The 13,021-nt window shown below is 33.2% G+C and carries 14 protein-coding genes; 1 reads left to right on the top strand and 13 read right to left on the bottom strand.

Annotated features, from left to right (window positions below; all coding sequences use genetic code 11):
* The 7 genes from DWX29_RS04360 to mtaB all read right to left on the bottom strand — a co-directional run bounded on the left by DWX29_RS04360 (position 1) and on the right by mtaB (position 5,793).
* Positions 1 to 648: an O-methyltransferase gene (locus tag DWX29_RS04360; RefSeq protein ID WP_022089224.1), complete on the bottom strand. Its 648-nt coding sequence runs from the start codon at positions 646 to 648 to the stop codon at positions 1 to 3.
* Positions 649 to 659: 11 nt separating this feature from the next.
* Positions 660 to 1,052, bottom strand: coding sequence for a hypothetical protein (locus DWX29_RS04355; RefSeq protein ID WP_118565248.1), 393 nt, complete (start codon positions 1,050 to 1,052; stop codon positions 660 to 662).
* 14 nt (positions 1,053 to 1,066) lie between these two features.
* Positions 1,067 to 2,728, bottom strand: coding sequence for a ribonuclease J (locus DWX29_RS04350; protein ID WP_022089226.1), 1,662 nt, complete (start codon positions 2,726 to 2,728; stop codon positions 1,067 to 1,069).
* A 38-nt stretch (positions 2,729 to 2,766) separates the two neighbouring features.
* Positions 2,767 to 3,018 (bottom strand): DUF1292 domain-containing protein, encoded by a 252-nt coding sequence (locus DWX29_RS04345; RefSeq protein ID WP_022089227.1) that lies wholly within the window; start codon positions 3,016 to 3,018, stop codon positions 2,767 to 2,769.
* Positions 3,019 to 3,357: 339 nt separating this feature from the next.
* Positions 3,358 to 3,777 (bottom strand): Holliday junction resolvase RuvX, encoded by a 420-nt coding sequence (gene ruvX, locus DWX29_RS04340; protein WP_022089228.1) that lies wholly within the window; start codon positions 3,775 to 3,777, stop codon positions 3,358 to 3,360.
* 355 nt (positions 3,778 to 4,132) lie between these two features.
* Positions 4,133 to 4,393 carry an IreB family regulatory phosphoprotein gene (locus DWX29_RS04335; RefSeq protein ID WP_022089229.1) on the bottom strand — a complete coding sequence of 87 codons (261 nt, stop codon included), beginning with the start codon at positions 4,391 to 4,393 and terminating at the stop codon, positions 4,133 to 4,135.
* Between the two features lie 59 nt (positions 4,394 to 4,452).
* Complete coding sequence (gene mtaB / locus DWX29_RS04330) at positions 4,453 to 5,793, bottom strand: tRNA (N(6)-L-threonylcarbamoyladenosine(37)-C(2))-methylthiotransferase MtaB (RefSeq protein WP_022089230.1); 1,341 nt, start codon at positions 5,791 to 5,793, stop codon at positions 4,453 to 4,455.
* Positions 5,794 to 5,909: 116 nt separating this feature from the next.
* Here mtaB and DWX29_RS04325 point away from each other — a divergent pair, with 116 nt between their 5' ends.
* Positions 5,910 to 6,140: an HPr family phosphocarrier protein gene (locus tag DWX29_RS04325; RefSeq protein WP_022089231.1), complete on the top strand. Its 231-nt coding sequence runs from the start codon at positions 5,910 to 5,912 to the stop codon at positions 6,138 to 6,140.
* A 62-nt stretch (positions 6,141 to 6,202) separates the two neighbouring features.
* On the opposite strand, the gene thiI is transcribed toward DWX29_RS04325, so the two are convergent.
* From thiI to dnaJ, 6 genes are all read right to left on the bottom strand, one after another.
* Entirely contained in the window at positions 6,203 to 7,387 is a 1,185-nt protein-coding gene (gene thiI / locus DWX29_RS04320; RefSeq protein WP_022089232.1) for a tRNA uracil 4-sulfurtransferase ThiI, read from the bottom strand.
* Between the two features lie 12 nt (positions 7,388 to 7,399).
* A complete protein-coding gene (locus DWX29_RS04315; protein WP_022089233.1) occupies positions 7,400 to 8,554 on the bottom strand; it encodes a cysteine desulfurase family protein in 1,155 nt (384 codons plus the stop codon).
* Positions 8,555 to 8,563: 9 nt separating this feature from the next.
* Positions 8,564 to 9,301: a 16S rRNA (uracil(1498)-N(3))-methyltransferase gene (locus DWX29_RS04310; protein ID WP_118565247.1), complete on the bottom strand. Its 738-nt coding sequence runs from the start codon at positions 9,299 to 9,301 to the stop codon at positions 8,564 to 8,566.
* 14 nt (positions 9,302 to 9,315) lie between these two features.
* The gene (gene prmA / locus DWX29_RS04305; RefSeq protein ID WP_118565246.1) at positions 9,316 to 10,278 is read right to left on the bottom strand and encodes a 50S ribosomal protein L11 methyltransferase; all 963 of its coding nucleotides are present in this window, start codon (positions 10,276 to 10,278) and stop codon (positions 9,316 to 9,318) included.
* Between the two features lie 256 nt (positions 10,279 to 10,534).
* On the bottom strand, positions 10,535 to 11,422 hold the full coding sequence (locus tag DWX29_RS04300) for a fibronectin type III domain-containing protein (protein ID WP_118565245.1): 888 nt from the start codon (positions 11,420 to 11,422) through the stop codon (positions 10,535 to 10,537).
* 356 nt (positions 11,423 to 11,778) lie between these two features.
* On the bottom strand, positions 11,779 to 12,930 hold the full coding sequence (gene dnaJ / locus DWX29_RS04295; RefSeq protein ID WP_118565244.1) for a molecular chaperone DnaJ: 1,152 nt from the start codon (positions 12,928 to 12,930) through the stop codon (positions 11,779 to 11,781).
* Between the last annotated feature and the right edge of the window lie 91 nt (positions 12,931 to 13,021).

Here is a 13,021-nt window from a genome sequence, read left to right as displayed (position 1 = left end):
TTATCTCTTCTTTACACTTATTGTTATTCCATCTCCAATTGGAACGATGGATGTTTCTAACTGTTCATTGTTCTTTACTTCATACATATATTCCCGCATTCGTTTATGAATTGTTCTGTCTCTTCTTCTTACAACATATTTAGATTCTATCAAATCACCTTCCTGAAGAACATTGTCAGTAATTAGTACTCCTCCTGTTTTCATTAATCTTAAAACATGCGGGAGAAAATTAATATACTGAGCCTTTGCCGCATCCATAAATACAAAGTCAAAGCTATCATCTTTTAGTGTAGGCATAATTTCCAACGCATCTCCTTCTAAAAGAGTAATCACATTTTCTTTTCCTGCTTTTTTTATATTTTCTTTTGCGATAGGAATTCTTTTTTCATAATTTTCTATTGTAGTAATTTTTCCATCTTCATCTAAACATTCACTAATTAAAATGGCTGAGTACCCAACTGCGGTACCCAGCTCTAATATTCTTTTAGGTTTTTTTATTGCCAGAATAACTCTTAAGAAACTTTCCATTTCTTTTCTGATAATCGGCACATTGTCCTTATGAGCTTCTATTTCTATCTGCTCTAAAACCTGACTATTATTTTTTTCCAACGAATGCATGTATGATACAATTCTTTCATTTACTATCATATCAACCTCTCTTATTCCGTTGTTGTCTCTTCTTCATCAGTTTTACCTTCACTTTTGATAACTTTTAATATTTTTTCACCGTTATCAGAAGTATTGAAAGTATATGTTCCCGGCTTTACAACCTTTACTTCATATATAAATGACTCAACCCATAATACTTTATCATCATTTATAATTCCGTATTCTTCTAATGTCTTTGCAAAATCTTTTATTGATGTGTTCTTAGTTACTTCAATTGTCATATCCATCCCAGGTGCAGGTGCTGCTCCCTTGTCTGTGAATAACTGTCTGCCAAATACAAAAGCTGCTGCTGCAAAATAGTAAATGACAACAAACATCACCAAATATTTTAATACTTTACTCATAACTCTTGCAAAGCCTTCTGATGTTTTTCGCCTAACCATAAGCTCCTCCCGGATTATTCAACTTCCATGATTATTGGAAGAATCATTGGATTTCTCTTCATCTTCTTCCATAAATATTCACCTAAACTATCTTTTACAACCATTTTAATTTTACCCCAGTCAACTGAGTTTTTACTTAAACAGTTGTCTAATGCTTCTGCCACAACTTCCTTTGCTTCGTCAATAAGATTTTCTGACTCTCTTACATATACGAAACCTCTTGTTACAATATCAGGTCCTGCAAGTAACTGATTTGTATATTTTTGCAAAGTAAGTACCACAATTATAATTCCGTTTTCAGCAAGATTCTGTCTGTCTCTAAGAACGATGTTACCTACATCACCTACTCCAAGACCATCAACTAATACGGAACCTGCAGGGACTTTTCCTGTAATCTTTGCATCATTTTCATCAATACTTAAAACATCCCCTGATTTCATAATAAATACATTTTCTTTAGGAATTCCTAATTTCTGAACTAACTGTCCATGAACCATTAAATGTCTGTATTCACCATGTACAGGTATTGCATATTTAGGTTTTAACAGAGAATATATTAATTTAATTTCTTCCTGACACGCATGCCCTGAAACATGTGTATCCTGGAAAATAACCTCTGCCCCCTTCATATATAATTCATTAATTACTTTACTTACGGCTTTTTCATTTCCAGGGATAGGTGTTGAACTAAACACAATAGTATCTCCCGGTTTAATACTTACTTTTCTATGAAGTGATGCTGCCATTCTTGAAAGGGCTGCCATTGATTCTCCCTGACTTCCTGTTGTAATAAGTACCAACTGGTCATCAGTATAATTTTTCATTTCTTCAATATTAATCAATGTATTATCAGGTATCTTTAAATATTCCAATTCTTTTGCAACTGAAATAATATTAACCATACTTCTTCCTTCTACTACAACTTTTCTGTTGTATTTGTCAGCTGAATTGATAATCTGCTGAACTCTGTCTACATTTGATGCAAATGTAGCAATAATAATTCTTGTCTTAGGATGTTCTGAAAAAATGTGGTCAAATGTTGCACCAACCGTACTTTCTGAAGGTGTAAATCCAGGTCTTAATACGTTTGTACTGTCACACATAACTGCCAATACGCCTTTTTTTCCTAATTCACTAAATCTTGCTAAATCAATTGCATCACCAAATACAGGTGTATAATCTACCTTAAAGTCACCTGTATGAACAATAACACCAACAGGTGTATGAATGGCAAATGCTGCCGCATCAGCTATACTATGGTTTGTCTTAATAAATTCAACTCTGAATTTACCTGCGTTTATGTTCTGACCATATTTAACTACTTTTCTTTTAACTATATCTTTGATCTGATGTTCTTCAAGCTTTCCTTCTATAATTCCCATTGTAAGTTTTGTTGCATACAATGGTGCACTGATTTCTTTTAAAACATATGGTAACGCACCAATATGATCTTCATGTCCATGTGTTATAAAAAATCCTTTTATCTTGTCCTTATTTTCTCTTAAATAAGTAATGTCCGGTATTACTAAATCTATTCCAAGCATATCATCATCCGGAAATGACAATCCGCAATCGACTACTATTATGCCATCTTCATATTCAAAAGCTGTCATATTCATTCCAATCTGCTCTAAACCGCCTAATGGAATTATTTTCAACTTTCCAGTCTCGCTCATTAATATTTCCCTCCTATATTTCTCCGTTCATATTCGTATTATACTAAATCTACATCTTCTAATAGTTCTGAAAAAATCTTTCCGATATATCCTACTTCATCTTCATCTAAAACTACTTCATAAACAGCTTCTTCACTACTATCATCTGATGTGTCCTTAAAAATATATGCTATCTCTTCATCTTCTTTTTCAACAAGAATATATTTTATATTATTTACTTTTGTTTCTAATAAAACTGTGAATTCTTCATTTTCACCCTGCTCATTTTTGAAAATTATCTTTCCATCCATTTGACTATATCTCCTCCTGAAAAATATATAATGCCCCCGCCCTTCGGTCGGCGGCTATTCGTCGGAAACATTTATAGAAAATGAACTTCGTTCATTTTGTTTCCTCCTATTACTTTTCTATACTAACTTTGGTATCTGCAAAGTACTTAATTAGGCATTTATAATTATTATTTATAATTATAAACATTCCTATCCTTCACGAAATAATACCTTCATTTTTTAATTAATCTAACTATTTATCTGCGTACATTCCATCAAATTAATGATTTTTTCCTGACAGTTAATAAAAATATCTATACATAGTCTGTTATGAAAAGTCATATTCCTACCATATAACTTTTAACGATGCGAATTAAGATAATCCTCTAGAATAATTGTGGCAGCAATCTGGTCAACATATTTGTATCTGTCTTCCCTTTTTATTCCTGCTTCATTCATTATTTCATATGCTTCAACCGTTGTTAATCGTTCGTCCTGAAAAATAATCTCCACTCCGCTTCTACGTGTAAGCATATCTGCAAATTCTTTTGTCTTTTCAACTCTTTCACCTGAACTTCCATCCATATTTACAGGTAATCCTAATACTATTAATTCAACATCATTTTCTTTAATAATTGTCTCTATTCTTGAAAGAGTCTTTCTTAATTTATTAGGTGATTCCCTTCTCACTATTTCCATGCCCTGTGCAGTCATCCCTAACGGATCTGTAATTGCAACTCCTACTGTCTTTGAGCCAAAATCAAGTCCTAATATTCTCATTATAACATTTCTCCTTTAAGCATACAGAATAAGCCCTGCCAAACCGTGGGCTCGCAAGCGCAGTCGCATTTTGGGGCTTTTGCTAATCGGCTTCGCCGCTTCCGCTTCCGCCAGCTCGAAACATTTGTTTCTCGCTGTTCTTGCGCCCGGCTCATGCGGCTCTGCGCAAGCGCAGTCGCATTTCCGGGCTTTTGCTAATCGGCTTCGCCGCTTCCGCTTCCGCCAGCTCGAAACGTTTGTTTCTCGCTGTTCTTGCGCCCGGCTCATGCGGCTCTGCGCAAGCGCAGTCGCATTTCCGGGCTTTTGCTACAAAAAAGAGTTTCTTCAATGAAACTCCCATTTGTATAGCCGTTGCTTATTTTAATTTGTTGTTGATATAATACTTAACTGTTTCTTCAATTAATTCATCGCGTTCTACTTTCATAATAAGGCTTCTGGCATTATTATGACTTGTAATGTATGTAGGATCTCCGGACATAATATAACCTACAATCTGGTTAACCGGATTGTATCCTTTTTCTGCTAACGCCTGATATACTCTTTCTAAAATCTCTTCAACGCCTAACTTCTGTTCCTGTGGAACTTTGAAGTATTGTGTGTTTCCTAAATTACTCATCTTATCCCGTCCTTTTGCCCTTTTGGCATTTTCCATGTACCTTTATACTAATATAAAACTTATATTGTGGCAAGCATTATTTCCTTGCCCACACCTTTTTTTTCAATATTTTCACAATTTAAACACTCATTTGCGAATCCAATTAATGAAACGTTTTTAATGTCTCCTGATATGTCTTTGTCACTCTTCATTATAACCTTAATATATTCTTTTGTGTGACCTACCCAATAATTTTCTCCTGCTACATTAATTATTTCTTCAAACAATACACTTACCTTTTTTCCTATAAATTTTCTTCTATATTCCATTGTAAGATTTTCGCCAACTTTAATCAAATCCTCGCTTCTTTCTGTCTTTACAGGCTCTGGAATCTGATTTTCCATTTTTGCAGCAACAGTACCATCTCGTTTTGAATATTTAAATACATGCAATTCTGAAAATCTTACTTTTTTTACAAATTCTCTTGAGATTTCATAATCTTCCTGCGTTTCACCTGGGAATCCAACGATTACATCCGTTGTAAATGCCGGATTGTCAAAATATTTTCTTAAAAGTTCGCATTTTTCAAAATATTCGTCAGATGTATAATGTCTATTCATTCTTTTTAATGTATTATCACATCCACTCTGCATTGACAAATGAAAATGTGGACATATTTTATCAACTTTTGCTAATCGTTTTGCAAAATCCTCAGTCACGATATTTGGCTCAAGAGAACCTAATCTTATTCTTTCAACACCTTCAATTCCGGCAATCATTTCAACAACATCTATTAATTTATTTTCATTATTGCCATATGAACTTAAATGAATACCTGTAAGTACGATTTCTTTAAATCCTTTTTGTGCAAGTTCTGTAACTTCCTGTTTTATATTGTCAAATTCCCTACTTCTGATTCTTCCTCTTGCATAAGGAATTATACAATATGAACAGAACTGATTACATCCATCCTGAATTTTTATATAAGCTCTGGTATGTTCTGTTACGGTTGCCAGTTCCAACTCTTCATATTCATTTGTGGCATTTATATCAATTACATTTTTATTATATTTGTTATCATCAAAATATTTTTGAAGTTCTTCAACTATATCTTTTTTCTTATTATTTCCAATAAGAATGTCAACAGACAAATCTTCTAACAATTTTTCTGTTGCTGTCTGAACATAACATCCTGCTGCAACTACTACTGCATCTTCATTCATTTTCTTAGCTTTATGAAGCATTTGTCTCGATTTTCTATCTGCCATATTTGTAACTGAACATGTATTTATAATATACACATCGGCCTTTTCATTAAATGGTACAATTTCGTAACCGGCATCTTCCAGCTTTTGTGCCATTGCCTCAGTCTCATATGCATTTACTTTACATCCTAAATTATGTAATGCTACTTTTAACATTTTTACAAACTCCAAACAATTTTTTTGATTAAATTTTGTATACTTTTATCATTGCCCTATTATCAGCCTCGTGTTAATATTGACGTATAAAAATATATTTAAGAGAGGTATTTATTATGAAAACAGTTACAATCAGCTTAAATTCAATTGATAAAGTAAAGGCTTTCGTAAATGACATAACAAAATTTGATTCTGATTTTGATTTAGTATCAGGTCGTTATGTAATTGATGCAAAGTCAATTATGGGAATTTTCAGTCTTGATCTTTCTAAACCAATTGACTTAAACATCCATAGCGAAGATGACGTTAACGCTATTTTAGATGTTTTAAAGCCATATCTTGTATAATTGATATTGCTAAAAAAGCAGGCAGGTTTGCCTGCTTTTTTATTACCCTCTTTTTTATTTAATTAGTCTCTTCTTATCTCGATTAATTCTGCAGTTTCAACTGCTTCCTTAAACATTCTGTCAATTTCTTCTTCCAAATGTGTTTCTGATCTTTTAATAATATTAATATTTGGTTTAGTAACCGGATGTTTAGCAACAAATGTTGTACAACAATCCTCATATGGAAGGATAGATGTTTCATATGTTCCAATCTTTAATGAAATATCTACTATTTCCTGCTTATCAAATGCAATTACAGGTCTGAATACCGGCATAGTACATACTTCATTTGTAGCTGCAAGGCTTTGCATTGTCTGACTTGCAACCTGTCCTATACTTTCTCCTGTTATAAGTCCTAATGAGCCTTCTTTATTTGCAAAATACTCTGCAATTCTCATCATGTATCTTCTCATAATGATAGTTAACTCATCATGCGGACATTTGTCATAAATATACATCTGTATATCTGTAAAATTAACTACATATAAATTCATTGGTCCTGTATACTTTGATATGATTTTTGCCAAATCAACAACTTTTTGTTTTGCTCTTTCAGATGTATATGGTGGTGCATGGAAATATACTGCATCAATATGCACTCCACGTTTTGCAACCATATATCCTGCAACAGGGCTATCAATTCCTCCTGATAATAAAAGCATACCATTTCCGGCTGTTCCAACAGGCATTCCACCCGGTCCCGGAATTATCTTTGAATAAATATTAATTTTATTTCTTATCTCGATATTAATTACAATATCAGGATTATGAACATCCACCTTCATTTCAGGGAATGCATCTAAAATTACGCCTCCCATTTCCATGTTAATTTCCATGGAATCCATTGGATAATTCTTTCTGCTTCTTCTGGCTGCAACCTTAAATGTAAGATTTTTATCTTCATAGTTATCTTCGATATGTTTTATTACATGTTTAGCTAAATCTTCAAATCCATTGTCCTCTATCTGCATCATTGGGCAAATGCCTACAATACCAAACACATATTGTAATGCTTCAATTGCTTCATCCATATCGCAGTCAGATTCTGTAGTAACATAAATTCTTCCTGCTTCTTTTGTTACAACAAACTCTCCATCTACACGTTTCAATGCAATCTTTGCCTGTTTAACAAGGGCATTTTCAAACAAATATCTGTTTTTTCCCTTTATACCAATCTCGGCATATTTAATCAAAAGTGATTGTGTCATTTTACTCTCCTTCTATCTTCTAACGTATTTTCTTAGCATAGGTAACAAGCTGTTTAACTGTTCCCCACAATATTCTATTTCTTTAATAGTGTTTAATGTGCTAAAACTAAATCTTACAGTTGATTCTAACAAATCTTTATCTATATTCATAGCTTTTAAAGTAGCACTTACTGCCGGTCTGTTAGATGAGCATGCTGAACCGGCTGATATATAAATACCTCTTTCTTCTAACGCATGAAGAAGTACTTCACTTCTTACGCCTCTAAAACTTGCACTTACAATATGCGGTGCACCTTTTTTCCCTTTCTGACTGTTTACAGTAACATCTTCCATTTCATTTAAAATATCAATAAGTCTGTCTTTTAAGGAAATAAGTTTGTCCACCTTTTCATCAAAATTTTCATAAGCTGCTCTTGCCGCTTCACCAATTCCTGCAATACCAGGCACATTCTCTGTACCTGAACGCATTCCTTTTTGCTGTCCGCCACCAAATATAATTGGCGATATTTTTGTTTTGTCTTTTATATATATAAATCCTGAACCTTTTGGTCCATGAATTTTGTGTCCGCTTACAGTAAGAATATCTATATTTAGCTTTTTAGGTTTTATGTCTAACTTTCCAAATGCCTGAATAGCATCAACATGGAATACAACATCTTTTTTTACTGACTTAATATATTTTCCAATTTCTTCAATCGGTTCTATTGCACCTACTTCATTATTTACAAACATAACAGAAACAAGAATTGTATTTTCATTCATAGCATTTTTAAGGCTTTCCATAGCTACAATGCCTTTGTTATCTACAGGTAGATATACAATCTCAAATCCCTGTTCTTCTAAGTATTTCATCGTTGCCGCAACAGAAGAATGTTCAATTTTTGTAGTTATTATTCTATTTCCTGCTCTTTTATTTGCATTAGCGCTTCCTATTATTGCAAGGTTATTCGACTCTGTGCCACCTGATGTAAAATATATTTCTTTCGGGTCTGTTTTTAATATTTTTGATATATTTTCCTTGGCCTGCTTAATATATTTTTCAGCATTTACACCTACCATATGCATAGATGATGGATTTCCATAATCCTGCGTCATAACTTTTACAACTATATCTTTTACATTTTCTGTCACTACTGTTGTGGCTGAATTATCAAAATACGCTTCCATTTTTGCTCCTTATTCTTCCATCATAAACATAATTACTGACATAATAGCCATGCCTGCCGTTTCAGTTCTTAAAATTCTTTTCCCCAAAGTTATTGGAGTTCCATTTTCCTCCATAACGGCATTTACTTCCTCTTTAGCAAATCCTCCCTCAGGTCCTATGAAAATTCCAACAGATGTGTCTTTTTTTAAGCCTCTAATGATATTTCTTGTCTTTTCCATATCATCTGCTTCTTCATACGGCATTATAATCATGTCTAATTCTTTAGCCATATCGATTGCCTGTTTAAATGTGCAGACATCATTTACTCTAGGAATTATTCCTCTTTTACTTTGTTTTGCTGCACTTTCTGAAATGGCATTCCATCTTTTCACTTTATTGGCTGCCTTTTTTGCATCTAACTTTACTATTGACCTTTTTGTACTTACCGGCACAATTCCATAAACTCCAAGTTCTACCATTTTCTGTATTACTGTTTCCATTTTATCGCCTTTAGGCAATCCCTGAAACAAATATACTTTTATAGGCAATTCTCTTCCCGGTCCGTTTATATCTAATATTTTTGCTTCAACTTTTTCATCATCCATATTTAAAATGCTACAGACATATTCCTTATCATTTCCATCGCTAATAAGTATTTCTTCTCCGATTTTCATACGAAGAACATTTTTTATATGATTAACATCACTACCTGTAACTAAAATAGTATCTTCTAATATATTTTCGGCATCAACAAAAAATCTATACATTCTATACCACTCTTTTAATCTAAAATCTTCTGTGCCATAATTGCACGCCAGTCACCTTGATTTACTGTTTCCATAAATTTTAATTTGTGATTTTTCTTTATGGCATCAACTACATCTTCTTCTTTCATGTAAATAATCCCTGATGAAATAAATATTCCACCTTTCTTTAAGAATTTATCTACGATTGCTGATATTGGAATAATTACATCTGCTAATATATTTGCAACAACAACGTCATATTTATTAAATCCGACTTTTTTCTGTAATTCTTCATCATCTATAATATTTCCATCATACAAATCAATGTCATCCATCGCAATATGATTTACCTGGAAATTTTCTTTTGATGCAGTAATTGCAGCCGGATCAATGTCAGTCATTGCCATTTTACCTGCCTCTAATTTTTTTGCAACTATAGATAAAATACCGCTTCCACATCCTAAATCAAGGACTGTATCACCAGGTTTTACATATTTTATTAGCTGATTGATGCAAAGTTGAGTTGTTTCATGTTTTCCTGTTCCAAACGCAGTCCCAGGATCAATTTCAATCATCTTCATATCTTTATGAGCTTCATCAATTTCTTCCCATGTAGGTTTAATATAAAATTCTCCTACAGTAAAAGCTTTAAAAAACTGTTTCCAATTATTAACCCAGTCAATGTCTTCTGTTATATCTTTTTCTATTGTTCCCTCTCCAACATTTATAAATAATGATGCTTCTTTTAATTTTTCTCTAACTTTATGAAGTAATGCTTCATCGTCATTATCTTCCTCTGTATAAAAACTTATATATGCTGTTCCATCATCTTTAGGAAGTGTTGGAAGATAATCTATAAACATTGCCTTCTTGTCCTCTTCTGATAAAGGCACATTGTCTTCTATCTGTATTCCATCTATCCCAAGTTCAATCATCAAACCACTTATATAATCTATAGCTTCTGTTGTTGTTTTTAACGTATATTTATTCCATTTCATAAATAAAATCCTCTCTTAAACCACAAAACATCATTTTATTATAAACGCTAAAACTTTTTAATGCAACCTTTCATAAATATCCATTTTAGCCTTTTCACTTTTTATTTTTCCATAAACTGTATGTTACAAAGTGGAACATACATCGCCGGGCACGCCAATATAAAAGAAACCTTATAAAAAGGAATTCTTCCTAATTATAAGGTTTCTCTCGTTTATTTATTATTGCAATTCAAACAGTTTATATATGTAGCTTTAATTATTTAACCTTAACTACTTTCTTAGCGCTCCATTCTTTGCTCTGCTTTCCATTCTTGTTTACAACAGCAACTCTAACGTAGTATTTCTTTCCACTTGTAAGATTCTTTAATGTTGCATTTGTCTTAGCCGTAACAACTTTCTTTGCACCAGCCATACTGCTCTTTGTTGAATACTGTACAACATATTTCTTTGCTACTGCACTCTTGTTAATAGTAACCTTAGCTACGCCTTTCTTAGCTCTTACTTTCTTAATTGTTGTAGCAACCTGTTTTACTGAAATGTTAGAACATTTTACAGATGATGAAAATGTAGGATCTCCATCCTTTGGTAATGTAACTAAACCATTGTAAAGACCTGCTAACTGTTCATCTTCTCTGTCACCCATTTCTCCGCCAACGCCAAAGTATAATGAAAGATGTCCACTATAATTCTTAGCCAAAGTAAAATCTAATGTTACTGTCTGTTCTTTATCCTGCTGTAACTGTACCCACTTAAATGCTAATGGAGCCTTATCAGGTTCGTATGCATTAGGATCATCTCCTTCAACCTTAACAAGAACCCATTTATCTAAATTAGTTGCTTTAAGTTTACAACTTACTGTATATGACTGACCTTTCTGGTACTTAAGGTTTTCATTCTTAACCTGAGCTCCCCAGATTCCACCCCAGCCAATTGAATTCATATCGGCTGTCCAAGATGACTTAGAATTTTCTGTCAAAGCTCCTTCTGCTCCTTCAGCCCATCCTGATGAAGCACCAAAGTAACTGTCCCATTCATTCTTAATTAATTCTGTTTTAGCTGCCTGAGTTGGTACTGCAGGTACTACTGCGATAGCCATTGCTGCTGCCATTGCTAATGTGGCGATTTTCTTTAAATTCTTTCTCATTTCAATTTTCCTCCTGAACTTTATAACTATTATACAGTCAGTATAGTTAAAAACGTTTCAAAAGTCAACATATTTTATTATAAACCACTTATTTTTTTGCTTGTTTTTGTACAATTTGACTATTAGTGATTATTCTCATTGGTTTTATTGTTCACAAAAACTTTTTTTTGCAAATTTTTCTTGTTTTATTGTTACTTAATTTAATATATACATTACTTATTTCTTCTTTATTTATTTAAATGATTGTTTTAATATTTTCTAACTTATAAAATTTTTTTCAAATTTTTAATATATAAAAATACGGATATAAAAGCAATTTTACTTTTATATCCGCAATATTTCTTTTTTCTAATCTCTTAATCTAGTTTAAATTTATCTTTAAAACTCTTTTTCTTTGGCTTTTCATCTTCACTTTGGTTTAGTGTATTTCCTGATATTTTGTCTAACTGTTTAATTAACTCTTTTTGTTCATGAGTCAATTTTTCAGGTACTCTTACAATCAAAGTTGTATATTGATCACCACGAACCGCTTTATTTCTAATACTTGGAACACCTTTTCCTTTTAATCTGATTCTTGTTCCTGTCTGTGTTCCCGGTTTTATATTAAACAATACATCTCCATCTACAGTGTTAACTCTTACATCTCCTCCTATTGCTGCCTGTGCAAATGAGATTGATGTATTTGTATATAAATCCATTCCATTTCTTTGGAAGTTTGGATTGCCTATAATTCTAACCTGTACTAATAAGTCTCCTCTTGGTCCGCCATTTCTTCCAGGTTCACCTTTTTCTCTGATTCTTACACTCTGTCCGTCATCAATACCTGCTGGAATTGTAACTGCAATCTTTTTAAGACTTGAAGTATATCCTGTGCCGTGACATGTTGCACATTTATCCTTTATAACCTTACCTGTTCCGTTACATTCAGGACATGTTGTAATATTCTGCATTGTTCCAAAGAAGCTCTGCTGTGTTGTAACTACCTGACCTCTACCTCCGCATCGGCTACATGTTTCAGGTTGTGTTCCAGGCTTTGCACCTGTTCCATGACATGTTGTACATTCATCTTTAAGATTAAGACTTAATTCCTTTTCGCATCCAAATACAGCTTCTTCAAATGTTATTCTGACTGAAGCACGAATATCTGCTCCTCTCATAGGACCATTGCTGTTTCTTGAACTACGTCTGCCTCCGCCAAATATATCTCCGAATATGTCTCCAAATATATCTCCAAAGTCTGCAGAATTAAAATCAAATCCTCCGGCTCCTGCTCCTGCGCTTCCATCAAATGCTGCATGACCGAATTGATCATACTGACGTCTCTTATCAGCATCACTAAGTACAGCATATGCCTCTGATGCTTCTTTAAACTTCGCCGCAGCTTCTTCCCCAGGATTTACGTCCGGGTGATATTTCTTAGCCAATTTTCTATATGCGCTTTTTATTGTGGCTTCGTCAGCATTTTTATCAACGCCTAATACCTCATAATAATCTCTTTTTTCCGCCATTTTTATCACCTTTCATATTAGTATGAATAAATAATCTGCAAATAAAACACGGATGTCATACCCTAGTCCTATTTTCATTATTTTTATATTA

It is taken from the genome of Eubacterium sp. AF19-12LB, assembly GCF_003479125.1.
Taxonomy (GTDB): domain Bacteria; phylum Bacillota; class Clostridia; order Lachnospirales; family Lachnospiraceae; genus Eubacterium_U; species Eubacterium_U album.
The sequence above is the reverse complement of the archived record's forward strand: the minus strand, read 5'-3'. Positions and strand labels throughout refer to the sequence as shown.

Bases quoted from the DNA above. Each gene is read 5' to 3' on its own strand.
- DWX29_RS04360 (WP_022089224.1), bottom strand. From the start codon at position 648: ATGATAGTAAATGAAAGAATTGTATCATACATGCATTCGTTGGAAAAA.
- DWX29_RS04355 (WP_118565248.1), bottom strand. From the start codon at position 1,052: ATGGTTAGGCGAAAAACATCAGAAGGCTTTGCAAGAGTTATGAGTAAA.
- DWX29_RS04350 (WP_022089226.1), bottom strand. From the start codon at position 2,728: ATGAGCGAGACTGGAAAGTTGAAAATAATTCCATTAGGCGGTTTAGAG.
- DWX29_RS04345 (WP_022089227.1), bottom strand. From the start codon at position 3,018: ATGGATGGAAAGATAATTTTCAAAAATGAGCAGGGTGAAAATGAAGAA.
- ruvX (WP_022089228.1), bottom strand. From the start codon at position 3,777: ATGAGAATATTAGGACTTGATTTTGGCTCAAAGACAGTAGGAGTTGCA.
- DWX29_RS04335 (WP_022089229.1), bottom strand. From the start codon at position 4,393: ATGAGTAATTTAGGAAACACACAATACTTCAAAGTTCCACAGGAACAG.
- mtaB (WP_022089230.1), bottom strand. From the start codon at position 5,793: ATGTTAAAAGTAGCATTACATAATTTAGGATGTAAAGTAAATGCATAT.
- DWX29_RS04325 (WP_022089231.1), top strand. From the start codon at position 5,910: ATGAAAACAGTTACAATCAGCTTAAATTCAATTGATAAAGTAAAGGCT.
- thiI (WP_022089232.1), bottom strand. From the start codon at position 7,387: ATGACACAATCACTTTTGATTAAATATGCCGAGATTGGTATAAAGGGA.
- DWX29_RS04315 (WP_022089233.1), bottom strand. From the start codon at position 8,554: ATGGAAGCGTATTTTGATAATTCAGCCACAACAGTAGTGACAGAAAAT.
- DWX29_RS04310 (WP_118565247.1), bottom strand. From the start codon at position 9,301: ATGTATAGATTTTTTGTTGATGCCGAAAATATATTAGAAGATACTATT.
- prmA (WP_118565246.1), bottom strand. From the start codon at position 10,278: ATGAAATGGAATAAATATACGTTAAAAACAACAACAGAAGCTATAGAT.
- DWX29_RS04300 (WP_118565245.1), bottom strand. From the start codon at position 11,422: ATGAGAAAGAATTTAAAGAAAATCGCCACATTAGCAATGGCAGCAGCA.
- dnaJ (WP_118565244.1), bottom strand. From the start codon at position 12,930: ATGGCGGAAAAAAGAGATTATTATGAGGTATTAGGCGTTGATAAAAAT.